Source organism: Paenibacillus sp. JJ-223 (assembly GCF_927798175.1).
Lineage (GTDB): Bacteria > Bacillota > Bacilli > Paenibacillales > Paenibacillaceae > Paenibacillus > Paenibacillus hubeiensis.
Window position 1 is genome coordinate 212,402 of sequence record NZ_CAKMMP010000012.1, and the last position, 25,426, is coordinate 237,827.

The 25,426-nt window shown below is 51.0% G+C and carries 27 protein-coding genes, 1 tRNA gene and 1 pseudogene; 8 read left to right on the forward strand and 21 right to left on the reverse strand.

Annotated features, from left to right (window positions below; genetic code table 11):
- Window positions 1–111: 111 nt before the first annotated feature.
- Complete coding sequence (locus L6H98_RS20990) at window positions 112–744, reverse strand: O-methyltransferase (RefSeq protein ID WP_236418268.1); 633 nt, start codon at window positions 742–744, stop codon at window positions 112–114.
- 216 nt (window positions 745–960) lie between these two features.
- On the opposite strand from L6H98_RS20990, the gene L6H98_RS20995 reads away from it, so the two are divergent.
- The 4 genes from L6H98_RS20995 to L6H98_RS21010 all read left to right on the forward strand — a co-directional run bounded on the left by L6H98_RS20995 (window position 961) and on the right by L6H98_RS21010 (window position 5,722).
- The gene (locus L6H98_RS20995) at window positions 961–2,109 is read left to right on the forward strand and encodes a class I SAM-dependent RNA methyltransferase (protein WP_236418272.1); all 1,149 of its coding nucleotides are present in this window, start codon (window positions 961–963) and stop codon (window positions 2,107–2,109) included.
- A 309-nt stretch (window positions 2,110–2,418) separates the two neighbouring features.
- The gene (locus L6H98_RS21000) at window positions 2,419–4,410 is read left to right on the forward strand and encodes an LTA synthase family protein (protein ID WP_236418285.1); all 1,992 of its coding nucleotides are present in this window, start codon (window positions 2,419–2,421) and stop codon (window positions 4,408–4,410) included.
- Window positions 4,411–4,412: 2 nt separating this feature from the next.
- Window positions 4,413–4,838: a cytidine deaminase gene (locus tag L6H98_RS21005; protein WP_236418535.1), complete on the forward strand. Its 426-nt coding sequence runs from the start codon at window positions 4,413–4,415 to the stop codon at window positions 4,836–4,838.
- 152 nt (window positions 4,839–4,990) lie between these two features.
- The gene (locus tag L6H98_RS21010; protein ID WP_236418286.1) at window positions 4,991–5,722 is read left to right on the forward strand and encodes a DsbA family oxidoreductase; all 732 of its coding nucleotides are present in this window, start codon (window positions 4,991–4,993) and stop codon (window positions 5,720–5,722) included.
- Between the two features lie 96 nt (window positions 5,723–5,818).
- Here L6H98_RS21010 and L6H98_RS21015 read toward each other — a convergent pair whose 3' ends face one another.
- From L6H98_RS21015 to L6H98_RS21070, 12 genes and pseudogenes are all read right to left on the reverse strand, one after another.
- The gene (locus tag L6H98_RS21015; RefSeq protein ID WP_236418288.1) at window positions 5,819–6,649 is read right to left on the reverse strand and encodes an aldo/keto reductase; all 831 of its coding nucleotides are present in this window, start codon (window positions 6,647–6,649) and stop codon (window positions 5,819–5,821) included.
- Between the two features lie 131 nt (window positions 6,650–6,780).
- Entirely contained in the window at window positions 6,781–7,062 is a 282-nt protein-coding gene (locus L6H98_RS21020; RefSeq protein WP_236418297.1) for a hypothetical protein, read from the reverse strand.
- A gap of 89 nt (window positions 7,063–7,151) precedes the next feature.
- Window positions 7,152–7,373, reverse strand: a complete 222-nt coding sequence (locus L6H98_RS21025) for a DUF1450 domain-containing protein (RefSeq protein ID WP_236418299.1) — start codon at window positions 7,371–7,373, stop codon at window positions 7,152–7,154.
- Between the two features lie 20 nt (window positions 7,374–7,393).
- The gene (locus L6H98_RS21030; protein ID WP_236418301.1) at window positions 7,394–7,696 is read right to left on the reverse strand and encodes an iron-sulfur cluster assembly accessory protein; all 303 of its coding nucleotides are present in this window, start codon (window positions 7,694–7,696) and stop codon (window positions 7,394–7,396) included.
- A gap of 145 nt (window positions 7,697–7,841) precedes the next feature.
- Window positions 7,842–8,096: a hypothetical protein gene (locus tag L6H98_RS21035; RefSeq protein WP_236418303.1), complete on the reverse strand. Its 255-nt coding sequence runs from the start codon at window positions 8,094–8,096 to the stop codon at window positions 7,842–7,844.
- 154 nt (window positions 8,097–8,250) lie between these two features.
- Window positions 8,251–9,477 carry a M14 family metallopeptidase gene (locus L6H98_RS21040; RefSeq protein WP_236418313.1) on the reverse strand — a complete coding sequence of 409 codons (1,227 nt, stop codon included), beginning with the start codon at window positions 9,475–9,477 and terminating at the stop codon, window positions 8,251–8,253.
- A gap of 282 nt (window positions 9,478–9,759) precedes the next feature.
- Window positions 9,760–10,569 carry a glutamate racemase gene (gene racE, locus L6H98_RS21045; RefSeq protein WP_290371471.1) on the reverse strand — a complete coding sequence of 270 codons (810 nt, stop codon included), beginning with the start codon at window positions 10,567–10,569 and terminating at the stop codon, window positions 9,760–9,762.
- 225 nt (window positions 10,570–10,794) lie between these two features.
- Window positions 10,795–11,190: a YtxH domain-containing protein gene (locus L6H98_RS21050; protein WP_236418324.1), complete on the reverse strand. Its 396-nt coding sequence runs from the start codon at window positions 11,188–11,190 to the stop codon at window positions 10,795–10,797.
- Between the two features lie 152 nt (window positions 11,191–11,342).
- Window positions 11,343–12,281: a DUF4261 domain-containing protein gene (locus L6H98_RS21055; RefSeq protein ID WP_236418327.1), complete on the reverse strand. Its 939-nt coding sequence runs from the start codon at window positions 12,279–12,281 to the stop codon at window positions 11,343–11,345.
- A 24-nt stretch (window positions 12,282–12,305) separates the two neighbouring features.
- Complete coding sequence (locus tag L6H98_RS21060) at window positions 12,306–12,755, reverse strand: DUF86 domain-containing protein (protein ID WP_236418330.1); 450 nt, start codon at window positions 12,753–12,755, stop codon at window positions 12,306–12,308.
- Window positions 12,756–12,929: 174 nt separating this feature from the next.
- On the reverse strand, window positions 12,930–13,217 hold the full coding sequence (locus L6H98_RS21065; RefSeq protein ID WP_236418340.1) for a Dabb family protein: 288 nt from the start codon (window positions 13,215–13,217) through the stop codon (window positions 12,930–12,932).
- Between the two features lie 341 nt (window positions 13,218–13,558).
- A pseudogene (locus L6H98_RS21070) lies at window positions 13,559–13,960 on the reverse strand (phage holin family protein); the annotation flags it as partial.
- 430 nt (window positions 13,961–14,390) lie between these two features.
- Here L6H98_RS21070 and L6H98_RS21075 point away from each other — a divergent pair.
- Entirely contained in the window at window positions 14,391–14,987 is a 597-nt protein-coding gene (locus tag L6H98_RS21075) for a helix-turn-helix transcriptional regulator (protein WP_236418347.1), read from the forward strand.
- Window positions 14,988–15,289: 302 nt separating this feature from the next.
- Here the strand turns inward: L6H98_RS21075 and L6H98_RS21080 are convergent, their stop codons facing one another.
- Window positions 15,290–16,438 (reverse strand): sn-glycerol-1-phosphate dehydrogenase, encoded by a 1,149-nt coding sequence (locus L6H98_RS21080; RefSeq protein WP_236418349.1) that lies wholly within the window; start codon window positions 16,436–16,438, stop codon window positions 15,290–15,292.
- A 152-nt stretch (window positions 16,439–16,590) separates the two neighbouring features.
- Between L6H98_RS21080 and L6H98_RS21085 the strand changes: the two genes are divergently transcribed.
- Window positions 16,591–16,782 carry a hypothetical protein gene (locus L6H98_RS21085; protein WP_236418351.1) on the forward strand — a complete coding sequence of 64 codons (192 nt, stop codon included), beginning with the start codon at window positions 16,591–16,593 and terminating at the stop codon, window positions 16,780–16,782.
- 62 nt (window positions 16,783–16,844) lie between these two features.
- On the opposite strand, the gene L6H98_RS21090 is transcribed toward L6H98_RS21085, so the two are convergent.
- Window positions 16,845–16,929 (reverse strand) — tRNA-Leu (locus tag L6H98_RS21090).
- 227 nt (window positions 16,930–17,156) lie between these two features.
- Here L6H98_RS21090 and L6H98_RS21095 point away from each other — a divergent pair.
- Window positions 17,157–18,149 carry a Gfo/Idh/MocA family oxidoreductase gene (locus tag L6H98_RS21095; RefSeq protein WP_236418354.1) on the forward strand — a complete coding sequence of 331 codons (993 nt, stop codon included), beginning with the start codon at window positions 17,157–17,159 and terminating at the stop codon, window positions 18,147–18,149.
- 34 nt (window positions 18,150–18,183) lie between these two features.
- Here L6H98_RS21095 and tet read toward each other — a convergent pair whose 3' ends face one another.
- The 6 genes from tet to L6H98_RS21120 all read right to left on the reverse strand — a co-directional run bounded on the left by tet (window position 18,184) and on the right by L6H98_RS21120 (window position 23,949).
- A complete protein-coding gene (tet, locus tag L6H98_RS21100; RefSeq protein ID WP_236418364.1) occupies window positions 18,184–19,560 on the reverse strand; it encodes a Tet(L)/Tet(K)/Tet(45) family tetracycline efflux MFS transporter in 1,377 nt (458 codons plus the stop codon).
- Between the two features lie 30 nt (window positions 19,561–19,590).
- On the reverse strand, window positions 19,591–19,653 hold the full coding sequence (locus tag L6H98_RS31425; RefSeq protein ID WP_356723851.1) for a tetracycline resistance efflux system leader peptide: 63 nt from the start codon (window positions 19,651–19,653) through the stop codon (window positions 19,591–19,593).
- Between the two features lie 65 nt (window positions 19,654–19,718).
- On the reverse strand, window positions 19,719–20,180 hold the full coding sequence (locus L6H98_RS21105; RefSeq protein WP_236418366.1) for a GNAT family N-acetyltransferase: 462 nt from the start codon (window positions 20,178–20,180) through the stop codon (window positions 19,719–19,721).
- Between the two features lie 241 nt (window positions 20,181–20,421).
- Window positions 20,422–22,038, reverse strand: coding sequence for a sensor domain-containing diguanylate cyclase (locus tag L6H98_RS21110; RefSeq protein ID WP_236418375.1), 1,617 nt, complete (start codon window positions 22,036–22,038; stop codon window positions 20,422–20,424).
- Between the two features lie 146 nt (window positions 22,039–22,184).
- A complete protein-coding gene (locus L6H98_RS21115; RefSeq protein WP_356723835.1) occupies window positions 22,185–22,844 on the reverse strand; it encodes a fused MFS/spermidine synthase in 660 nt (219 codons plus the stop codon).
- A 202-nt stretch (window positions 22,845–23,046) separates the two neighbouring features.
- Entirely contained in the window at window positions 23,047–23,949 is a 903-nt protein-coding gene (locus tag L6H98_RS21120) for a LysR family transcriptional regulator (RefSeq protein WP_236418387.1), read from the reverse strand.
- 287 nt (window positions 23,950–24,236) lie between these two features.
- On the opposite strand from L6H98_RS21120, the gene L6H98_RS21125 reads away from it, so the two are divergent.
- Complete coding sequence (locus tag L6H98_RS21125) at window positions 24,237–25,400, forward strand: oxalate decarboxylase family bicupin (protein ID WP_236418396.1); 1,164 nt, start codon at window positions 24,237–24,239, stop codon at window positions 25,398–25,400.
- Window positions 25,401–25,426 lie beyond the last annotated feature (26 nt).

Sequence of the window (25,426 nt, forward strand, 5' to 3'; positions counted from 1 at the left end):
TTAATGAACATGCAACAGCCATCATACATTAAAAAAACCGTTCAAACCCGCAGAAAGACCACGCCCTCAGGAAGAACAGGCGTGGTCTTTCTTAACGATGTACCTATTTTTTCACTTCACCCAGGCCAGGGCCAAACCATCGTAATCCGGCAGCATCGTGGTCACGAGGCGCGGGTCGCTGGCCATCTGTTCGTTGAAACGGCGCACGGCGAGCACGGCCGGGCCTTGCTTGTCCGGATTCAACGTACGGCCTCGCAGGAAGCAATTGTCGCCTACGATGACCGTTCCCGGACGGGCCAGCCGGATTGCGTAATCGAGATAAACCGGATAGTTTTCCTTGTCCGCATCGATGAAAACGAAATCGAACGTGCGCCCTTCCTCTTCGAGCCGCTGCAAGCTGTCTGCGGCAGGACCGATGCGATACTCCACTTTATCTCCGAAACCGCCTTCTTCCAGATGGCCTTTCGCCATCGCTGCGTAAGCTTCTTTCAATTCGAGCGAGGTCAGCTTGCCGCCTTCCCCCAAGCCGCGGGCCAGGCAGATGCCGCTATACCCTCCCAGAGCCCCGATTTCGAGAATGGCCGAAGCGCCGGATGTTTTCGCCAGGAAAGTCAGCAAACGGCCGTACGCCGGGGCAATGGACACTTCAGGCATCCCGCTCGCCCGAATGGCCTCCTTCACTTTCAACAAGAGCTCATCCTCTTGATATAATTGATTCACATATTCGTCAGGTGTCAAATTCACCGCAATATCCTCCCTCGGACACTTGGACCGCTTTCCATCTGCATGCCAATGTTCTATAATGAATGTTTGTTATTGATACAGGCGGTTAAGCTTGAATACATACCGCATTACTCATTGTAAGTTTTTTCACGGCAAGCGGCAAGGCCGCACCGTCTACTATACGGCATCGGAAAGGCATATTTCCTTCCAGCCTGAAATGGAGTTGAATATTTAGCAATGGCTCAATTGCAATTGATCGCCACCTCGGCGATGGGGCTTGAGGCGGTCGTCGCCAGGGAACTGAAAGAACTAGGATACGAGGATGTCAAGACAGAGAACGGGCGGGTCACGTTTACAGGGGATTACATCGACATTTGCCGCTGCAATCTGTGGCTGAGAAGCTCGGATCGGGTGCTCGTCAAAATGGGCGAATTCGATGCGACCACATTCGACGAATTGTTCGAAGGGACCAAGGCGCTCCCATGGGAAGAATGGATTCCGGCAAACGGCGAATTCCCTGTCGAAGGGCGTTCCCACAAATCCCAACTGAGCAGCGTGCCCGCGGCCCAAGGGATCGTCAAAAAAGCGATCGTCGAAAAACTGAAGCTGACGCATCGCACGGAGTGGTTTCCCGAAAATGGCGCGAGATACGTGATCGAGGTATCTCTTCTCAACGATCGCGCCCTGCTTACGCTGGACACGACAGGTGCAGGGCTCCATAAACGCGGGTATCGCAAACTGGTAACGGAAGCACCGCTCAAGGAAACGCTCGCGGCCGCGCTAATCCAGCTCAGCCGTTGGAACGTGAATCGCCCGTTCTATGATCCGTGCTGCGGTTCGGGCACGATGCTCATCGAAGCGGCCATGATCGGCTGGAATATTGCGCCGGGACTGCGCCGTTCCTTCAATGCGGAACATTGGGGCGTCGTTCCGCCAGAACTGTGGGAACAGGCCCGCGAGGAAGCCTTCGATGCCGTTCAAGACGACGTGCCGCTGCAAATTGCCGGCAGCGATATCGATCCGGAAGCCATCGAAGTCGCCAAAGCAGCCGTCAAGAGCGCCGGCTTCGCCAAAGACATTCAGCTCAGCGTGATGCCTGCGCATCGCGCAAGACCACAGGGAGAATATGGCGTGTTAATGACCAATCCTCCTTATGGCGAACGTCTTGGCGACGACAAGGAAGTCGAGAAACTCATTCGTTCTCTCGGACGCTCCGCCCTGGAAATGCCGACATGGTCCTTTTTTGCGATCACGTCCACCAAATCGTTCGAGCATTATTTCGGCCGGAAAGCGGACAAACGGCGCAAGCTGTTCAACGGACGCATTGAGACCCAATTTTACCAATATCTCGGCCCATTGCCGCCGCGCGGACCTAAACCCGAATAAAACGAGAGCATGGTTCGGTTGGCACTGCGATCAACCGCAACCGGTGCAGGTCCCTCTTAGCCGGCCCTTGCCTTCCTCAGGCAAGGGCTTTTTTCGTCCCGCTGCGGCACCGATGATCGCGATCTTCTCATACCTTGCCCCCCTTGAGAGCTCCTCCACATATCCAGACACAGCGTTACCCATCCTATGAATGGGAGAGATAACCTTCGTCTATTTCCGCCCGGTTGAAATGGAGTGAGGCCGCGCTATAATGAATGGAGTCCCGTTTTACACTGCGTTAACAAATGAATTTACAGGAGGAACATCATCGTGGTCCTTACCCGGTCAACACCGAGCGGCATGCTGCGCAAACTGCTGAACCATCCGCTGACGATTTACCTTGTGTTTCTGGCACTCATCCTATTCAAACTGATCTGGCTGCATCACAATCTGCATGCATACAACATTACGATGGACTTTTTTGACAAAGTGATCGCCGTGGGTTCCCTGCTGCTTGTCTCCTTCTGGACCTGGTGGCTTCCGCCCAAAGGCAGAATGGCAGGACTTGTCCTGCTGCACCTGTTCCTCACGGCGCTGATTTATGCGGATATGGTCTACTATCGGTATTTCCAAGACTTTTTGACCATTCCTGTGCTTATGCAAGCCGGACAAGTCAATGCGCTGGGAGACAGCATCGTCACGCTGCTTCATGTTAGCGACATCTTGTTTTTTGCCGACTGGCTGCTCGTCATCCCATATGGCATCATCGTTCTCTTTGGTCGTCGCTCTCCACGGCATTACAGCCTGCACGCCTTCGAGAGCTCTTCAGTTCAAACGAAAGGGACTCGCAGGCAAACGCGCATTCGCCGATTCGCGTCGGGCTGCATCGCCCTTGTGCTTGGAATAGGCCTGGCTGTCGGGCCAATTTATTATTACAGCCAGACCTGGGCAAAAGGCTTGTTCGACAATAATTGGTGGAACGTATCGATGTACAATGTGACCGGTCTGATTGCCTTTCACGGTTACGATCTGTACAGCTTCGCCCGGGACCACATCGGTTCAGGAACGGAAGCCAGCGAGAGCGAACTGCAGCAGGTTCGTTCCTATTTCTCGGCTCGGCAAGAAGCCGGTTCGCCGCAGGACGAGTGGTTTGGCAAATACAAAAACAGCAACGTCATCATCGTGCAGGGCGAGGCCTTCATGAACTTCATGATCGGACGCAGCATCAACGGCCAGGAGATTACGCCCCATTTTAACGAGCTGATGAAAGAAAGCCAGTACTATAGCCATTTTTACCACCAAACCGGCCAAGGAAGAACGTCGGATGCCGACTTCGGCGCCAACATTTCGCTGCATCCGCTGCCGTCCGGCTCGGTCTTCGTTCGCTACGCCGACCATACGTATGACTCGCTGCCCTCCATCCTGAAAGATTCAGGGTACAGCACCAACGCGTTTCACGCCTATGAGAGCGGCTTCTGGAACAGGTATACGATGTATCGAAATATGAAGTATGACCGATTTTATAGCAAAAACGACTTTGTGGAGGATGACCCGCTCGGCTGGTCCTTATCCGACATGTCCTTTTTCCGTCAATCCGTCGACAAAATGAGCGGCGAGGCCGTCGCCCCGTTCTATTCGTTCCTGATCACACTTAGCAGCCATCACCCTTACTCCCTTCCGCAGAATAAACGCCAACTGGATGTCGGCGAATTCGAGGGCACGATGCTCGGGAATTATTTGCAATCGGTCCATTATGTCGACGCCGCACTCGGCAGCATGGTAGAGGATCTTAAAAGCCGCGGTTGGTGGGACAATACGATATTTATGTTTTACGGGGATCATGACAATTCAATCACTGAACAGGATGATTACGAGAAATTTTTGGGCCGCTCGTTGAATGCATTGGACATGGAACAGATCATGAACGAGGTGCCGCTGCTCGTGCATCTTCCGGACGGCGCAGGCGCAGGCACCATCGACGCTCCCGCAGGACAGCTCGACATTACGCCTTCGGTGCTGCACCTGCTCGGCATCCCCGATCAAGCGTATTACCACATGGGGAACGACCTGTACTCCGGGTCGCCGCGGACGGTCGTGCTGCGCAGCGGCGCATTTACGGACGGCTCGTTGTTTTATATCCCCTCGGACGACTACCTGTTCGAGAACGGTTCATGTTACGATATAAGCACAAGCGCACCAACAGGCATCAATGCATGCCGCCCTGGACATGAAGAAGCGCAGAAACGATTGCAAGTGTCGGACACGGTCATTACCTATGACCTCATTCCGCGCTTGCGGCAGGAAAAAGGAGAACCCCAATGACGATGAAAACAAATATTGAACATCATTCCATTGAACAAAAGCTGTACGATGAGGCAACCGCCTTTGTAAAACATCGATATCCGCAGGGTTGGGGAGGTGCGGCAGCCGTCTACACCGAACAAGGTTCGGTCCTCATCAGCGTTGCTCCCGAAGTGATCAATGCGGCGACCGAATTGTGCATGGAGACCGGAGCCTTTCTGGAAGCCCACAAGCTCAACGAACGCGTCACCCATTCCATCTGCGTGGCCCGCGATGACGAGCAATCCGAATTCAAAGTATTGACGCCTTGCGGCGTTTGCCAGGAACGGTTGTTTTTTTGGGGAGAAGACGTCAAAGCCGCCATCTACGATCCGGAGGGTCGGTTAATTTACAAAAGGCTGGATGAGATTCAGCCCTTTCATTGGTTCAAAGCCTTTCGCGACCAATAAAGCATCCCTCGGTGAATGCAATGTGCCGAAGCCGCACCTCGCTGCGTGTTTCGGCATTTTTTGATTCAAACGTCCGCAAGGAAACTTGCGAATACGGATCGGCTGTTTTATAATTGTAACCAAAATAGTTTCAACTACATTGGAGGTCCAACATGAATATTGAAATATGGTCTGACTATATGTGCCCTTTCTGTTATATCGGCAAGCGCCGTCTGGAGCAAGTCCTGGAACAATTTCCGCATCGTGGCGACGTTACCGTTGAATTCAAAAGCTTTGAGCTCGACCCGAACGCTGAATTGAACAGCGGCAAATCCAACACTGACTATTTGACGGAAAAGTATAACATCAGCGCCGAGCAAGCCCAGGCCATGAATGCCCAAATGAATGCCAATGCCAGAGCCGCGGGGCTGGAATACGACATCGACTCGATGGTTCCGACCAATTCCTTCGCCGCTCACCGCTTATCTCAATGGGCCGGCACCCAAGGCAAAATGCTGGAACTCAGCGAGCGGCTGTTCCAAGCCGTATTTATCGAAGGCAAAGATACAGGAGATCATCACACGCTGATCCAACTCGCTGAAGAAGTGGGATTGGACGGCCAGGAAGCCGCTGCCGTGCTGGCGAGCAATCAATACGCGGACCATGTGCGGGCGGATCAGGCCGAAGCTGCGCAGCTGGGGGTTCGCGGCGTTCCTTTCTTTGTCATCGACCGGAAATTCGCCGTCTCCGGCGCACAACCGGAAGACGTATTCCGAAACGCGTTGCAAAAAGCCTGGGATGAGCGTACTCCTTTCACTATGGTGGAGTCTGCCGGAGACAACACTGCCGATGCAGGTCTCTGCACGGATGAAGGCTGCGAGCTGCCCCAAAAACCTTCGAACTGAACGTCGACGAAAAAGCAGCAGGACTTGGCATACTCCAAGACCTGCTGCTTTTTTATCGATGAAACTACGTTTCCCCGAAATGCCGTCCATGTCAATCTAATCCCAAAACAACTGGTCCGGATGCGGGCCCGTTCGCTTATCGGCATCGAGTGCATCGATCAAACTCAGTTCGTCCGGCGTTAACTCAAAGTCAAAGATGTCGGCATTCTCGCGAATGCGCTCCGGCGTAACCGACTTTGGAATCGTCACGATCTGATTCTGGATGTCCCAGCGCAAGATGATTTGCGCCGTGCTCTTCCCGTACTTCTGGGCTAACGCCTTCAGGGTCGACTCCTTGTCCAGCTTGTTGCGCATGATGGGACTCCATGCAACCAACTGGATGCCATGCTCCCCGCAAAAATCCTGCAATTCCTGTTGGACCAGACCAGGATGCAGCTCGACCTGATTTACCGCAGGCACTATTCCACTTTCGTCCATTAAGTCTTGCAAATGATGAATCTGAAAATTGCTTACGCCGATAGCTCGTACACTTTTCTCATGATATAGACGCTCGAAGGCTCTCCACGTATCCTTATACCGGTCCCTGCCAGGCCAATGGATCAAATACAAATCGATGACGTCCAGACCCAGCGCCTTTTGGCTCGCCTCAAACGCACGAAGCGTTTGGTCATAGCCCTGATCCTCATTCCACAGCTTGGTTGTAACAAACAACTCGCTCCGGGCAATCCCGCTGCCCGCAAGCGCCTGTCCCACTTCTTCCTCATTGCCGTACACGGATGCAGTATCCACGCTGCGATAACCCACTTCCAGCGCTGTCTCCACCGCTTCCTGCACTTCTTTTCCTTTGGCCCGATAAGTCCCCAGGCCCAGCCAAGGCATCGTGACTCCATTGTTCAGTATGGTGCAATCCGTAATATGTTTTGTCATCCTATACCTCCCGATTGGAATTAACCTGCTCTTGGTCTATTAACCTCCTCGCGAAAAATGAAGCGGTCACCGGGCGCAAAAAACCCGCAGGAAGCATTCTGCCCTGCGGGTTCCGGTGTGACAGGAACGAATTATGAATTCCCTTGGCCGCTCTGGCTGCGGATGGAGCTGAATCGTCTCTTCTCCACGGCCAACATCTCTTCGGCAAGCTCGACGCCCTGACCTCCCAAAGAACGTTCGGCTTGACGCATCGCCTGCTCGGTATGAGCCAAGCGCCGTTCGGCCTGTTCGATGGTTTGCTCGGTCGGATGGGACATCGCCTGGGAAACGGCGAAATGCAGTTTGTTGACCGCATTTTGCGCCTGAGATACGGTCGTATTGGCTTGCAAGCTGGAATCGTAACGCTTCGGCATGAATACACCCTCCTTGGGAATCATGTTCCTGTTACCCCTTTAGGATGGATTAGGTTTATCCGCCTTATGCCCTTTCGCGCCCAAAACCATTATTTCACGAATTTTGCAACCTTCTCCAGCACTTCTTCTTCCGTAGGAGCACTAATGTAACGGCCATTGACGAAAACAAATGCACGTTTGGCGCAAGGTCCGCAATACGATTTACACCCCACCTTGATTTCGGTGCCTGGAGCCATTTTCTCCAGTTTAGGTACGATCGATTTCAATTTAATATGCCTGCATTTCTCGCAGACGCGGATATCGTTAGCCATGATTTCCCCTTCTTTGCGCCTTAATGGTCGCCGTGATTGCCTTTGGAAGGGTTCGTAATGACAAATCCCTCTTGCGGGAAATACAGATAGTCAATTTTAACGCCATCCAGCATCGGCTGATCTTTCTCGAGAATTACGTCGATCTCTTTATCCGTAGACACGACTTCGTCGTGATCTCCCGGGGTATCCAGATCGAGCCCGTAATGGGCGTGATCGCCATGGGCGTGAGTAATGACAACCCGCAGCTTTTTCCCTTCATTCTCAGGCTTGTCCAATTCAAGCTTCAATACTTTGGCAGCATTGCGCGTAATTTTGCAATTCATCTGTTCATCTCCTATATCGTAATTGCTGGATCCAACAATTGCAGCATTTTCGAAACTCCAGCATCTATTTTAAAGAAAGTTAACCCGCTGTGCAATAACATTGATGCAAAATCGTGCCATAATGCCCCATTTGCGGCAATACTCTTTATTTTGAAACAGGCGGCAGCGCCGGATATTTACGTTCGGCCCGACTGACAAACCAGTTCATCAGCAAAAGCGTCACGCCAATATCATCGATCGGCATAAAAGGCATCACGTCGGGAAGCACCCAATACAACAACGCCGGCACGGCAAACAGCAGTTTTTCCCAGAGCGGAATCTCGGGGGCCCGCAACAAACGAGGCAATCTGGTGAATACCTCTCTCCACCGCTTAAATGACAACAATCTTCTCCATTTCATCGACATGACCTCCTATCCCTTCCTTACCCGAAAGCACAAGACCCTGCACCACCCATGCTCTATGGATCAGGAAGCTGAATTGAAAAAAACGGATCGCGGTGTGCGGCATCCGTTTTTTTCGTTACGGAAATGAAACCTGAAGGTTTCACCCGTTTTACGGCGTCCCCTTTTTCCCTTCGCCGGAAAGCAATTCTCCGAGCAGCATGCCGATCTCCATGCAAAGATCATCAAACTGCTCCACCGGGAGAGGGTTCACGCCTAATCCCATTTCAACCGTAAAGCCCGGCCTGCCGAACTTTTGAATGAACCAATCCTTGTATCCTGCATCGCTTCCGCTAAGCCTCACGGCTTTGTATCCGGATGCTTTGGCCAACCTGCGGGATAACCAAACACTTTCCACAGGCTCCAGATCGCGATAATTCCAGTAAATCTCCTTGCCTTGACTATGGAGGGCTACAACCGCCGAAAAATCATGCTGTTCCGTCCATTGCGCCAGGGCCAGAGCCTCCGGTTCGGACAACGGCGTTCTCCCCGCATAATCGCGCGGCCCAGGCGAAGCCACCCCTCTCCTGGCCACCTCTTCTTCCCAGTAAGCCGGAAACTGGTCATTCAGATCCACGCCTCTAATGTTTGCTTTCCAATGCCTGAAATCGGCACGGCCCGCATTCCATGCAAGCAGTTCATCGGCATAAGGGTGTCCATTCACAACACCTTCCTGAACGAGCTCCACCCCATCCGGATTCACCATCGGCACGATCCAAAGCGTCGTTTCCTTAAACCATTGATTCGGGTAGAAACCATACCAGGAAGAACCCGTGCCGATGACAGCCGCATACTGCTCAATAAACCGCAGCAAAACCGGAGTCGTCAGCCACTCGTTTGCATGAATGGAGGCATTAACATGAAAATGCCGGGCTCCTTCCCCGATCCGCACATAATGCAGCGGTTTGCCCATCACACTCGTACCGATCGTGCCCGTATGGATAAATGGATAACGTTTCTCAAGCTCCCGAATGTCACGGTTCATGTCACGGTACCCATATTCACCCTGGATTCTGATTATAGTTTGGCCCGTTGCATCCGGAATATGAATGCAGTGTCCGTGCCAATCGTCCATTTCTGCAATATTGGCATTTGCGTTTCGCAATTCAGCCTCCGTCATCCCGAAGCGCTTCGCGATTCCGCTTGCGGTTTCTCCAGGCTGAACCGCATAGCGACGCCCCGTGCCCGGAATGATCCGCAGCATCTGTCCTGCCAACAAGTAGGGCTGGGCCGCGGCCTCCGGATTAAGTGCTGCGAGGTTTTCCCTGGTCATGCGATGTACGGCAGCGATGCGGGATATCGTGTCTCCCGGCTGTACGATGATCCATTTCGATTCCATGCGCTCCCCTTTCCCGGCAGGAAACCCTTGAAGTCTGACCGTCGCCCCTGCCCGTCTTCTCCTGATTAGCTGCAGGCTCTCAAAACAGCACGAATCGCATGCAGCATGGTTCATCATGCTATTGCATAGCATTGATAATGTATATGCGCATGAAGTCGTCCGACATGTGGTCGCCATGCAGTCATCGACGGGTCGGCATGAACGCACGACAAAGATCCCGGAGCCTCATGGCCCCGGGATCAATCGCACCCCTTGTCGCAATGATCGAGAACGTCAAAATGGTTATGATAATTGCGTGACCTGCCATACTACTGGCGTTTTGGAGATCTGCTCTCCCAGCCATTGACGGGCAATATTCTGAAACATGCCCGGGTCTCCCGTGCAGAAAAATTGGTGTACCGGAATCTCGTCTCCGCTTGCCAGTTTTCGTTTATCGTACAAAATCGTGCTTATTTCCCTTGCGGTCTCATCCGCTGAACTGATCAGCTTCACGTCCTGACCGATGACTTCCTGAATGGTATCCATCAGAAACGGGTAGTGGGTGCAGCCGAGAATGAGACAATCGAGAGGCTCATGCCTGAGCGGATCGATGGACCGCTTCACGACGCCGGTCGTCTTGACGGAGCGGAATTCCCCCTTCTCCACCAGCGGCACAAGATCCGGGCAGGCCTGGCTTACCACTTCGATATAAGGGGAAAGCTCTTTAAGGGCCGCCGTATACGCACCGCTGCTGATCGTGCCGATCGTTCCAATGACTCCAATCTTACCTGTGCGCGTTGCCGTAATGGCCGCCCGCGCTCCGGGATGAATGACGCCGATGACCGGAATCGGGACCTTGGCCCGGATATAATCCAGAGCTGCCGCCGTAGCCGTATTGCAGGCAATAACGATCACCTTTGGATCGAATTGGATCAAAAAATCTACAATTTGTTCTGTAAATTGTTTCACTTGTTCGGACGAACGGGGTCCGTACGGTGTCCGGGCAGTATCTCCAAAATAAATGATCTTTTCCCTGGGAAGCTGACGCATCACTTCCTTTGCGACCGTCAAACCTCCGACACCGGAATCTAATATAGCGATAGCTTGTTGCACGAACACACCGCTTCCTTCTTCGATTAAAATTGTTCTGAAATGCATGTTTGCCTGAGCTTTCATCCTACTTTATGAGTTTTCGGGCAAAAAGGTACCTACATCTTACCCGATTTCATCGTCGGCTTCAAATTCCGGATACAACCCCCGACTGGGGTTTATTCCCTTCCGCACAGCAAAGCAGGCTCTCCTCTGAGGGAAAGCCTGCTTAAACCCAAGCCTTTTTGCTTAATTCTGGTTTTTCGACTCGTCTTCGGGAAGCTGGAGGGCCGCATCCTTGCCAATCTCATCAACCTCTTTTCCAGTCGACAGATGATCTTCTGAGGCTGGATTAGCAGGGATCGCCGAAACCAGCAATTCCTTGGAGCTGCTGCCGCTCCGCCATGATTGGATATCATGGATCACGACATCAGCCGCTTCTTTGACTTTGGACACGAGATTCGTGCCCTGTTCGCCCACTTTGCTGACCAATTCCTGGCCTTTCTCCGTGACTTGGCGCGCACCTTCCGAAATGTCCTGACGAAGCTCGCGCCCGGATTTCGGAGCAAGCAGCAAAGCTGTCACCGAACCAACCACCGAACCAATTAACGCTCCCCATAACAGGCTTTTGTTGGAATCCTTCACGTTGCATCTCTCCCTTTCGAATTGTCGTTACCGATTTAACCCAACATTTTCGTTTCGCTAAACCGGGCGAATGCCTATTCCGTTGATGCATTATAAGCAGCACCGGTTTGTCCTGACACTCCCTGAACAAAAAAAAGTTGGAGTACAAGCAACTATGCCTCGGCCTTCTCTCCAGGCTGAAGATCAATGACATAGCGCCCCGGCGCAATCAATGCCGCCTGGCGCTCGCACCGCCAACGCCTGCCGCCGGAGGAGCCGAGCAGCTGTCCATTTTGAAGCACATCGCCTTGATCGAATATGTAATAAGCTGCCCCGAGAAGCGTTTGGGCAACCGTATCCGGATCAATTCCCGTGAAATGACATTGGACATCGGGTATGCCGAGCGCGGAAAGTCCCACCGTGTCCATCACAAGTTCACGTTGTTCCTCGTCCCCGCCAGCCTGATACATCCGCACGTTCATGGCGCCGTACAGATGTTCTTCCCTCTCCTGCGACTGGCGATAAGCCGCTGGTTCAACCACTTTGTCGCTGCCGTACCAATAGATCGCCTCGCACGGCAGGACCTCAAGGATCGCCTGGAGCGTTTTTTGAAACAATTCCAGCCGCTGTTTCCGCGGCATCGCCGCCGCAAACATGTCATGCAGCCGCATGGAATATTCGGCAGACGACACAGCCCGCTCTGCTTCGGACCAATGCCAAGCCTGCTGAATCGCTCCTTTAAAACGGGAACGATCCTCGATTTTCTGCACGGCGAGAACACAGGTTTGCGAAGGAACGGCCCCTTCCTCAAAAGAAACCAGATGGTCCAAGTGATAGAAGACCAACAACTCTTCCTTGTACTCCGGATCCGGCTGCACAGCATTTTTCTCTCCGGGGAGTTCCTGATCCCCCGCGGTTTCACCCTGATCATGGCGCTGCTTCACGGCTAACCGAACTTGACCGGTATACCGGCTTATCGCATCATGCAGTCGGCGGCGATCGACATGCGGCGGGGTTTTGAACAGCAGCTCCACCATATATACGGGATGAAATCCCGAAGGCGTTTTTGCGCTTTCTTTTTCTTGCAAATGTTCGTTGCTTTCATGCATCATGCTGCTTCCCTCTTCCTTGTGCTGCTAACCCTTTGCCTGCACGTTTTGAAATGGACCGAGTTCCCGGTCCACGTAATCGGAGACGTGTTCTGCAAAACGTTCGAGAACGTCCGGCAGCTCCCGGCTTAACGGATGCAGCTCGGACCGATTCCAGCTGAAGTATTCTTGTACTAACGGCTTTCGTAGAGCAACAAGACGGCTTAACACCTCATATGTCGCCGTATCGAACACCTTTTCCTCGTGATTGATCGTGATGATGTCGTCATAACTGCTTGCATCCCGCATAATAAACCCGTCTATAAGGTAACTTCCTACATCGGTCACGATTTCGATGGCCAGATGCAGGCATCGTTCCTGAACCAAGCCGAGCACAAGCCCGCCATCCCACGAATGTACCGCATGACGAAGCCCCTCGGCGATTTCCGGCACTGCAGCCAACCTATGGGCAATCTGCTCTCTGTTTACGTAATACAACACGTTCACCTTCTGTTCCCTAGATTATCGGTTCCGCTTGCCTCTGCGCTTCAGCCAGAATAGCATGACTGGACAAGCGATCAGAAACACGATAAAAATGTACAAAAATTCCATAACGTCTCTCAAATCGCTCATATCCAGTCCCCTTTACTTCTGTAAATGGAATGAAAAAGATCAGATTTCGTAATCCACCGCAATCGATTGTTCTCTTACTTCGTTCATGTATTTGATGACTTCCTGATGTAATGGGTGGACCTGATACGCCTGCAAGTCTTCCAAAGAAGCGAATTCCGCTGTAAGCGAAATGTCAAAAGACCTGTCCGACCGCAAAACATCCACGCCAACCTCCAGGGAAATCAGGACGTCGATTTTGCCTTCCAGGTTTCGAAGGACTTGCGCAGCGGCTTCAATATTCTCCGGAGAACGCTCCTTCATTTTAAAAAGAACAATATGCTTAATCATCGTAGACGGCTCCTCTTCTGCGTATAATCCATATCCTTGCGTAAATCCATCGTTGATCCACGGGTGCTTCCTTCTTAAGCGGAAGATCGGAGCAACGTTGCTGTATTCAAAATATACCATAACGTTTGCTATTGTAAAAGGATACTGGAAACGTTCTCCCAGAGAATACGAGAAGCATTTCAGGCAGGGATTTAGTTGGACTCGTCCGAGTCCTTCACGTTCTTCGCTCGTTCCGACTCGGGCAACCGGGATTCAGGCTGCTTCTGGTCAGAAACCGGCGGTTTGGCTTCGCTCTCCGACTCAGACTTGGCGCCAGACCGTGACCATTCCTGATCCGAGATGCCTTCTTTCTTTTTCAGTACCGTAATGGCCTGACGAAGTTTTTCGGGCAGCGGAAGACCGATTTTGGCATAATTTTCCGTAATCGAAATCAGCTCGTTGACCAAATAGAAATAAATCGCCCCGCCCTTGATGATATCCATTCCCATTAACAGATCGATCCGGTGAGCGAGAAGGATGACCGTGAGCATAAGCCCCTTGCGGGCAAGCCCCCAGAAACCGACATTACTGTTTAAACCGGTACCCGACCTTACAGCTGCAGCAATACCCGTAATGTAATCTATGGCCATGGCAACGGCCAACAGACTGAGCAGCTGATCCCATCCACCAAAAGCAAACGTAACAATAGCTCCTGAAATGGCTGCAAAGGTATTCACGGCTGGTTGCACAATGCTCCCCCCCATCTCTTGATCCTCTGTACAAGATATGCACGGTTAAGAGATTTTGACCAACCAGTTGCCTGGTGCAAACCGTGGAAATGCGATTGCCGATTTGCGCATAATCACATTAAAAAGTGAAAGGTGAATCCGGAAAACATTGGCTAATAGAGGTAAACAAACCGCATCATATCAACAAAAATTCGGAAAAAGTAAAATAGTCCTAAGAATAGTCTTATAGAATCATTTTGATGTTTCTACAGCTTCTTTTAACTCTGAAAATTTAGTGAATCATTGTAATCTAGGAATATACTAGGAAGTCCACGGGCAAACTTCTAGTCCATAACTCCCCCCCGGCCATGCGCCATCGCGGTTCGCGTTTGCAAAACGGTGCACCTGGCACTTGAAAGTACCCCTGTTCTTATTGTAGTATTTGTTTAAAAAAATCGGAGGAAATATGCCTAATCAACCAGAACAACATTCCATCCAGGCGTGGTCTCTGATCAACCGTAAATACTTGGGTAAAGGCGTCCGTGTGAAACGATTCCGCAAACCGACACGCTGTCAAATCCGTAATCGCGTTCTTCTTGCCGTGCTGATGGCCAATGACATCAAGTTGTCCCAGCTGGCCGAAGACCTGTCCATTTCGTCCCGGAGCGTAAGCGCCTGGGTATACGAAGGGCGGATACCCGGCAGTACCAATCTGGACAAGGCCTGCCAATTGCTCGGCTACCCGCGCCACATTCTTTTCAATGAAGAAGTCGTTCGCAAAAGCCCGGTGATTTGCCAGCCTGAGCCTTCCCGTTTCATGAAGCGTACGGTGACCCGTTCTCCGGTTAGCAACCGTATTCTGACAGGCTTATGCATGGTCCATGATTTGTCGGTGACAGATGTCAGCCACTGGATCGGGGTTCACCCCGGCACTTTTCGCAAATGGCTGCATCAGGGAACGCTGCCTTCCGCTGCGTTTCAGGAACAGGCGGAACAATTTTTCCGCATTCCAAAAACGATATTGTTTGCAGATGTCATCTTGAAAGATCGCCGCAGCAACTAAATGGAGCAGACTGTCCGGGTGCAGTGCACCCTGCGACAACCAATGTCACCTTAAATACAGAAAACACGGGTATATGGCTGAAATGGCCAAATCCCGTGTTTTTTGTTTTGTCGATTTTGTTTTGTCGAGCAATTCAACTTCAATAACCTGAAGCCTGTTGTGAATAATACATACAAAAGTCTGATTACACACAATCCAAAAAAATTTGTTCGACCATAAATTAAAAATATAGACAATTGTACGTACAACTAATAGAAAGACAAATAACCCCGCCATCGCGAAACAAATGTATCTCGCACCCGTTATTTGGAACAAAGGACTTCGTTCATATATTTGAGCCCCGTATAGCGATCACGAAGCGTATGCGCGGTCGCAAAAGCGCGTTCCACCATCTCCGGAGAAATGCCCAGTTCTTCCGTTGTGGTCGGCCCGCCAACTTGTCCCAACCATGCAGACAATTGCTCCTGTTCGGGCAATGAGTGGTATACCTGAAAGGCTCGCTCGTTCGTTGTACGTACAAGCTCCTTGTATTTCCCCGTCAACAACGCACAAGCCACACCCACTTTGGCCCCGTGCAAAATCGGTTTGCGACCCAGCTCCATCAGCTCCATCTCCCAGCGATGGGATACATGATGCTCCCCTCCGGAGGCCGGGCGAGAGTGATCGATGATCAGCATCGATATGCCTGACATGATCAATGCATCCATCAGCGCAGTCACGCCTTCCTGACTTCCCTCCGCAATCGCATCCACCTGATCGATGCACGCGTCCAATGCCTCTTTGGTCATCCGGTATGCAACAGGGCAGAATGGCTCTCCTCCAAGATCGCGGGATACTTCCCAATCGGCAAGGGACGTAAATTTGCCGAGCATGTCTCCGAAACCTGCTGCCGTCATCTCTTGGGGTGCCGATGCAAACACGTCGATGTCGGCAAAAATGATTTCCGGCGGAACCGCTTGAAACGTTTGCTTTACCCCGTTTACGATGAGCGGCGCTCCCGCAGACGTAAAACCATCCACCGATGCTGCCGTTGGAATCGACAGAAACGATTTGTTCATTTTGGCGCACACGATACGAACGACATCGTGAATCGTCCCGGAACCGATCGCAATGATCGCTTGACTTCCCTGCTGCACGCCCAAAAGCAGCTGTACGATGGCCGCCTCGTCGGCAATTACATCTCCGGCAGCCGCAGGTCTCAAACAGATCTCATCCACCCGGTTTCCCGCTGCTCGAAGGCTCCGCACCACGCCAAAAGCGGCAATGGGCCCCGTATTCGCATCATAAACGACCGTCACATGATGATATGACTTCCGGCTCAAATAGTCAGGCACCTTGCGAATCGCACCATGCTCCATGACCACCTGGATTTCCACCGCACGATGCTCATGTCCGCAATCGCATTCCTGGGCTCGCCTGTTCCAGTCCGCAATTCGTTCGTTCATATTCATTCTTCCATCCTCCTGTCCTGGGTTCATGCATATTTCTTCGGTTAAAGCGCACAATGAAAACAAGGAAAACGATGTTATATTTTTCCTGATCACACTTTACCGCTAGTTCTGCTACTTTGCAACCACTTACCACAACAGAAGCAGGTGAATCTATGAAATTCACGAAGGACATCGGCATCGCCCTCGGCTTTCTTGCCGGCACGACGCTGGGCAGCGGCATCTCGTTCCTGTTCCGTTTCCAGCCAAACCACCTTATGGGCACGGTCGCGATTTGCGGTCTGGCCGGCGTGATTGCCGGCCTCTGGGCAGCAGATTACTTACAGCAGCAGACAAAACGAAGTTGAGTTGAATAAACAAAAAAGAATGGAAGAATTGCGTGTGCAACTCTTCCATTCTTTTTCTGAGATGCGGTCGAGAGGACTCGAACCTCCACGGGGGGTTAGCCCACACGGACCTGAACCGTGCGCGTCTGCCAATTCCGCCACGACCGCATAATATGCAGCTTTTTCATTGATGTGAAAATGCTCCGGTCAAACCATTGCTTGTTTCACCGTAATTAAGAGTATACAGGTTATTCAACACGATTGCAATATATTTTTGTATCAAAAAAAAGGACATATGTCCTTTTTAATCGAATGCGAACCCGCTATCTTAAAACATGATGTCATCAAGATCAGCCAAATCATGTACAAATCAAATTTTCAAGGAGAGATTGGCGTTGCCTCAGACCAAACTTTGTTTTATCGGAGCAGGATTCCATGCCACCACCAACATCCTGCCCGCTGCCGTAGAAGCAGGAGCCAAGATTCAGGCCATATCCACCCGCAGCATCGAACGTTCACGGGCCGCGTTGCTTCGTTTCGGCAGCCAAGGCCAAGCGTATGGCGACGCGCTCGAAATGCTGCGCAACGAAAACTGCGATGGCGTCGTTGTCGTTGCACAGCCGCATGACCAGACGGCTCTCGTTCGCGACTGCATTCGTGCGGGCAAACATGTATACGTAGATAAACCGCTGGGATGGAATGCCGCCGAAGCGGAGGAATTATCCCGCTTGGCCGAGCATGCCGGCGTTGTGCTCATGGTTGGTTTCATGAAGCGATATGCTCCCGTTTATATGAAATTAAAGGAGTTGATCGACCGGCGCGAATTGGGACAAGCCCGTTCGTTTCAAATGCGCTTCGCCGTGGATTCCACGCCGTTTTGCGAAGATGAAGAACAGTTCATTAAACTGGCCGCCATTCACATGGTCGATCTGATGCGTTTCCTCTTTGGCGAAGCGGTCGCGGTAACGGGAACACGAGCCACCACGGGACGGCAAATCAGCCAAAGCATTTCCATCGCGTTCGACAGCGGCGTAGCAGGCAGCATTTATTTTACCGGCATGAGTGCATGGTCCCGCGAAAGCGAAAGCCTGCTGGTCACCTTTGATAACGGGTTTGCTTCTGCGGATGAGATCAACACCCTGACCGTGCACTCCTCCCGCACTTCATCGAATATCCCATGGAAATCCCTTGAAGAGCAGGATACTGTCTTCACTCCTTCAGCCTCGCCCATGTCCGGTGCATACCGCGACCTTTATTTGCGGGGATTCGTGGGCGAAATGGCCCATTTCATGGCATGCTGCCGTACCGGAGCAACCCCTCTTAGCAGCGGGAAAGACAACATTGGCACGATGGCGTTATGCGACCGCATATTGGCATCGATTCTGTAGGTTTGGCTGTAGCGGTGGACCGAATTGGCCTTTATTATATATTTCTCTGGGTTCGCTTATAGATCTTTAAGGTAACTAACCAGCTAATGATCACGATTCCCAGAAAAAGCAGGAGCATATTACTATACAAATACGCAGGCGGTTCAGTTATTGCAGGCAGCAGCCTTCGATCCAGTAAACGGACGGATAATAATCCGCCAACGATCGCAATACCTGTTCCCTCTGATAAGAAGCTAGTAAAATTAAGCAAACTCATTCCAGCACCAGCATCATTTTGTTTTAAACTGCTTGACACTATTGTAGAAACAACGGTTTTAGTAAATGAAAGCCCACCAAAAACCAAAACCAATACCATGGTCATAACCCATGGTGCTGCTTCTGCAAATAAGGCAGCGATCAAAAAACCGATGGAAAGTAAGGCAACTCCCATGGTCAATACAACCAAAGGACCTTTCCGATCAACAAGCAATCCTCCAATGTAACCGAAGAGGATGACACTCATCGTTCCGGGAAAAATAATCCCGCTTCCGATAGCCGCAGTACTTAACTGGTGAACATCTTTCATCATATAAGGGACCATGGAGACAAAACCTGCTGCCGTACCGAAGATTAGCCCGCCACAAAGGACTCCAATCATGAATGGAACATTTTTACCCAGTGCAGGATCGACAAAAGGGTTTTCGGCTTTCTTAATATGTTTTACAAATATCAGGAAAGAGAGAATGCTGAGGACAAGAAAAGAAATTGTATATGACGTTGTAAACAGCATAAAAAATATAATGCCTAGTGACATCAATATACTCCCCGTCGTATCAAAATAACCTTTGGTTCCTTCATCCTTTTTCAACAGTTTTGCAAGAAATGGTACGGTGATTATCGTCATCGTTGGGATAAGCAGCAAATATGACCAATGGATGTAATGGGCAATCATTCCACCAATGGCCGGTCCAACCCCTTCCCCCAGGGCGATTATGGATCCGATAAGACCAAATGCTTTACCCCTGTTTTCTTTCGGGATATAGCGCGCAACTACAACCATCACGAGTGCGGGAAATGCGGCTGCACCCGTCCCTTGAATAAACCGTGAAAGAATAAGGATGGGAAAGAACGAGTGTCCAACAAAACCGATTACCGATCCGAAGCAATTGGCGATAATCCCAAACAAGAGCAGTTTTTTGATGCCCAGTTGGTCCGATAACTTTCCATATACCGCTGTTCCAACCGAAAAGGACAACATAAAAGCTGTATTCACCCAGTTTGTGCTCGCTGGCAGTTTATTCAAATCATTGGCGATATCAGGCAATGAGACGTTCAGAACCATTTCATTTAATACGCTAAAAAAAGAAAGCACACAAAGCCAAATTAAAATGGGGTTGTGTCGCAAAGTTGATTGTGAATGAGATGTATTCACATTCTACCTCCAAACATGAGGCAGCGTAGTTTATAGGGTCAGTGATACGCTCCCTTCTTCGATTTGTACCCTGTTATATTTATTGCACTTCATAAGTAATCCCTCCACATAAAATTAATTATATTTATCATTTTTAGTTGCTGCTCTTCATTGTCGCTCTATGCTTGAATATCGGAGCAATACCATAAAGAGTAATACCCGTCTTCATCGGGAGCTTCGTTTTCCAATACAAAACCGGCAGTCTGAAAACATTTCAAACAAGCGACGTTGTCAGCTTCGATCCCCGCATACCACTTATGAATCGTCCTGAGCTCGGGGAGCTGCATTGCTTTTTCAAGCATTGCCCTGCCATATCCCTGGTTCCTGACGGATGGTTTGACGACGATAGCAATGCTGCCCGTATTTTGCTCATCCTGCTCGAGCATAATTATGCCCACGACTTCTCTCTCCGCATACGCGAACCGCACGTGATAACCGGGATGCCGTTCCACATGCTCGTACCATTCACCTAACGGAAGCATTCCCTCCAATCGCTGCTGAACCTCTGCATCTTTAAACCAATCCTCCAGCATCGGCAGATTGTGTTCCGTAAACGGCAATAGTTTGTCAACCCATACCACGCTAATCCCCCCCTTATCCGCTTGCATAATCGTCCGTTAAGATACCTTATGTAATAGCTCTTGCAGACTTGATCCATCGTTTTCCTTCATTCAGTCTATTATAAAACTCTTTTCATCCAAGGTCTAACTCACCAACAACGCCTAGTCACCAACGAGGTTCAGACCAAACAGCAGGACGTGCAGGCCGATCTTCACAGAAAGAAGCCGACCCCGTTCGTCCGGGATCAGCTTCTTTTTTTCGCTATTTTCGCAAAGCCTTAATCGTTACGGTACGGTTACGTCCCTCTTCCTTTGCCCTGTACAAGGCCGTATCCGCGAGATGGAACAGCTCACTCGCGGACGAAGAATGGAGGGGATGCTCGGCGATGCCTGCCGAAATCGTCACTTGCCGATCCACGGGCATAACGCTGCCTGCAACCGAAACGCGAATGTTCTCCGCAATCTGATAGGCCTCTTTGGTATCTGCATCACGAAGCAATACCACGAATTCCTCGCCCCCGAATCGCGAACTCACATCCTCCGGGCGCACCGATAACCGGATCAGGTTGGCGATATGCTTCAATACTTCGTCACCTGCATGGTGCCCATACGTGTCGTTAATGGATTTGAAACGGTCGATATCGAGCACCACGATCGAAAAGCGGATGCCTTCGTCCAACCAATTCTGGATGACCTCTTCAAACGTTCTGCGGTTGGTCATTCCGGTCAAAACATCCGTTCTTGCATCATAAGTGAGCTGCTCCCTTTGCTTGCGGAAATTGGCCAATGCCGACAGCACCGTACGATTCAGCAAGTCCGCTTCCCGGTTCCAATGCGGCTTCATGATCGGCAAGTCCACTCTCCCTTGATCCACCTGCTGCACCAGATCGGTCAGCGATACGAATGGACGAGCGAGTTGTCTCGCAACACGAATGACGATCAGGGTCAGCAGCAAAAAAGGAACGGATGTGTACAGGATAAGCAGCCCGATTTGATGATTCAACTGGTCATATACGGTCTGGGTCGGAGATACCACGACCACTCCCCAATCCGTTGTGGGCACCTTATAGTAACCTGCGAGAGAATCGACGCCAGCCAGATTTCTGTATTGTGCCTTGCCCTTCTCGTTGTTCAGCAGCTTGGAAACGACCGTATTGCGGCTAATGTTCTCCCCGATTCTCGCTGTGTCGGGATGATAAATGAGCGTGCCTTTCGAGTCCACGATGAAAAAATGAGATCCTTGACTTGTTTTCATCTGGCTTCCGAACAACAGATTCAGAATATTCTGATCCTGCAAATAGATGTTGCCCCCGATCATTCCTTTGAATTTGCCATGCGCGTCAAAGACGGGTTCGCTGACAAATACGATTCTGCGTTTCTTCCGGGGCGTCTTGTACGCTTCAGATATGTACGGTTCCTGTAATCGGAGCGCTGTCTTTGCAGCCTCTGACGAAACATGGTAACCAACCGAATCGGCCGAATACGGCGATATGCTAAGGACAAGCCCGTCCGAATCCACCAATGTCATCGAGTTGAAGTAATTGCTGCTGTTCTTGATCAGGTCCAGTGCGGAATTCAGCTTTGGCGAATCAGAGTAGTCGATATCGGCGAAATACCTGGCATCATGGGCCAGATTGTTCTGCATGGATTTGAATAGCGCATCCAATGTATTGCTCATCTGCACGGCATTCGAATAATTCAAGGATAACGTTGTGTTGATCAAAGATTGTTTCTGGGAAGTGTACGACGATATAAACATAATGGTTAACGTCATCAGAACCGAAATGGTAACGAGCCCACCGAGCAATGCGGTGAGACTTATCTTTTTGAACCTCCTGATCTTCCCCCGAAATCTGGATGCTGCATTCTGTGAAATCATGATTGTTCGTTCCCCCGAAATTTCATGAAAGGCATATCGTAATATTTTACACGAAAGTTGTTAAGAAGGTATGTCTATTTCGCAAACATTTATCATCCATGATGTCCGGCATTGCCGCCGGGCCATTCCAAATCCAATAGGAGGTTTTACAGCCAATGATCTTCATTTTGAATGACATGCCCTTCACCAGGCTGCTGCTCCACGAACCCGGCCATTTGCCGCGCCTGATAATGAATTGCGGAGTCGCTTCCGGCCAGAATGCGATTCTGGATCTCATCGCCGGATTCCGTCGGCAAAGCAAACAGGCGTGTGCGGTCAAAATGTTCCGAAAGCGTAGCATAGATGGCATTCACTTGTCTGTCATTGCCCGAACGTCCAAAAACGTTCATCAATAACAGGCCATTCGGTCGCAATCTGTCCTTCACCAAACGAAAAAAAGAGCTGGACATGAACTGTGCAGGCGTACCTGCTGCCGTAAACGCATCAACGACGATTACGTCGTACATCCCCGAAGGTTCCTGTTCCAGCAGTTCCCGTCCATCGCCCACAATGACATCATTCGCCTCGTAACCAAAAAACGTCCTGCTGATTTCAACCACTTCGGCATCCAGTTCAGCCACCTTGAGCCGCCGGTTTGCCAAATAGGCAGACAATGTGCCGATGCCATGCCCTATAATAAACGCCGTCTCGAATTCCGGATTGTTCCATTCCATTAAATGAACCATCGCTCGCGGGTACTCCAGCACCATTCGGGCAGGCTGCTCCAGATCCATCGCTCCTTGAACGGCCTCGCCTGAAAATTCCAAAACCCGAAATTGCCCCTTCTCCCCGTAAAGTTTCTTGATATCGTATACCACCAAGTCATGTTGTTCGCTCCGATTCCGATATAACACTCGCACGTGTGACGTTCCCTCATTCCGCTAAATATAAGTACATTACTTCTATTATAACAGTCACTGGATGCTCCGCTCCATCAAAATGACAAAAACCGTTCCAACCGGGAACGAATCAGGAGCCGATCGCTTCATGCAGCGCATGGACGTATGCCTCGCCCAGAATGGACAAGGAGGCGCTTTTATGGCGAATCCAGCCTACATTGATCGACTCCTCGCACTCCAGCGGAACCGGAATAATCTCGTTGCCGTTCAAATCCGAACTTAGCACGCCCGTAGAGATCGTATACCCGTTCAGCCCGATAAGCAGATTGAACAACGTCGCCCGGTCATTGACCTGTATGCTTTTGGGATGGGAGAGCGTGCTTAATATTTCTTCGGAAAAATGAAACGAATTGTACTCCCCCTGGTCAAAAGACAGGTACGGGTAATCCCGAAGCTGCTCAATCGTTACGGAAGCTTGCTTGGCAAGCGGATTGTGAATGCTGATAAATATATGCGGTTTCGCCGTAAACAGGCTGTTGAACTCCAACCCGGCGTCTTTGAGCAGCTTGTTGATGACTTTGGCATTGAACTCGTTCAGGTACAAAATCCCGATCTCGCTGCGCATGCTGCGCACGTCCTGAATGATCTCGTACGTTTTCGTTTCGCGCAAGGCAAGCTCATACTCCTCATGCCCGTATTGCCGGACCAAATTCACGAAAGCATTGACCGCGAACGCATAGTGCTGCGTGGATACGGAAAAATGCTGCGGAGACGGCTTGGCATTCAGATAACGATTCTCCAACAGTTCGGCCTGCTCGACGACCTGACGGGCATAACTAAGAAATTCGACGCCTTCCTTGGACAATGTAATCCCCTTGTTGGTTCGTTCAAAAATAGTAATACGGAGCTCCTGCTCCAATTCCCGAATCGCGTTCGACAAACTGGGCTGCGAAATAAACAGCCGCTTGGCCGCTTCGTTCATCGAGCCGCGCGTTGCCACTTCGATCGCATATTTTAATTGCTGCAGCGTCATTCCTGATTCTCCCTTCAAACGTATCCCAGTTCTCAGGGACATCTCAGGCAAAAAAACCGTCCACATCCCTCTTTATCATAATAGCCTTAACCAGCCATCAAAGAAAGAACCCGAAACTTACAAACCCAAGGGCGGTGGGTCACGGCACGTTCTCCCAAAAAGCGTCGCCAGAATGTTTTATCCGGTCATTGTCCCACATATTGAGCAGGCCCCCCATCATAGGTGTAAATAACGAGAATTAGGCGTATCCAAAATAAGCACTAACCCTGCAAGGAGGACAAGAAACAATGACCAATTCGGATCATACCCGTCTCAAAAACGTGAACGTGCCTCAGCCGATCCGTAAGGACGGGGCTGGCGGACCAGACCTTGGACCGCGCAACGTGATGCTCGACCGGCAAAATCCGAACATGCTCGTGCCGCCGGCGACCGACTCCGGCCTGCTGCCCAATCTGAAGATGTCTTTCTCGAACACCCATATGCAGCTTAATCAAGGCGGCTGGTCGCGCGAGATTACCGTGCGGGATCTTCCCGTAGCTACCACGCTGGCCGGCGTGAACATGAGCCTCATTCCCGGAGGCGTGCGCGAGCTCCACTGGCATCAGCAGTCGGAATGGGCATACATGATTTGGGGAACCGCCAGGATCACTTCTGTCGATCAGGACGGTCGCAACTTTATTGCGGATGTAGGCCCCGGCGATCTTTGGTTTTTCCCCAAAGGGCTTCCCCATTCCATACAAGGCCTGGGAGAAGGCTGCGAATTTTTGCTGGTGTTTGACGACGGGACGTTCTCGGATCTGAATACGTTATCCATCTCCGACTGGTTCGCGCACACTCCGCCCGAAGTATTGTCCCGCAATTTCGGAGTGTCGGAGAATGCCTTCGCCCACCTTCCGAAAGACCAGGTATATATCTATCCAGACCAAGTACCGGGTTCGATCGAAAGCCAGGCAGTCCAGTCGCCATACGGGACGGTTCCGCTGACATTCACCCATCGGCTGTTGGCGCAGGAGCCGCTCGTTACGCCGGGAGGAAGCGTAAGAATCGTGGATTCGCGCAATTTCCCCATCTCGGCGACGGTTGCTGCGGCCTTGGTCGAGATTAAGCCTGGAGCCATGCGCGAGATGCACTGGCATCCCAATGCGGATGAGTGGCAATACTATTTGACGGGGCAAGGCAGAATGACGGTATTCGGCGGCAATGGAACGGCCCGCACGTTTGATTACCGGGCAGGAGATGTCGGATACGTTCCCGTGGCCATGGGGCATTACATTGAGAATACCGGAAATGATACGTTGTGGTTTCTGGAAATTTTCCGCAGCGACCGTTTCGAGGATATTTCGCTGAATCAATGGATGGCGTTGACTCCGACCCAACTGGTGCAAAGCAACCTCAATGCATCACCCGAGCTGCTTCATTCGCTGCGCAAAATCAAATGGCCGGTGGTTTGAACATCCGCAATGTCGTCGATCGGCCA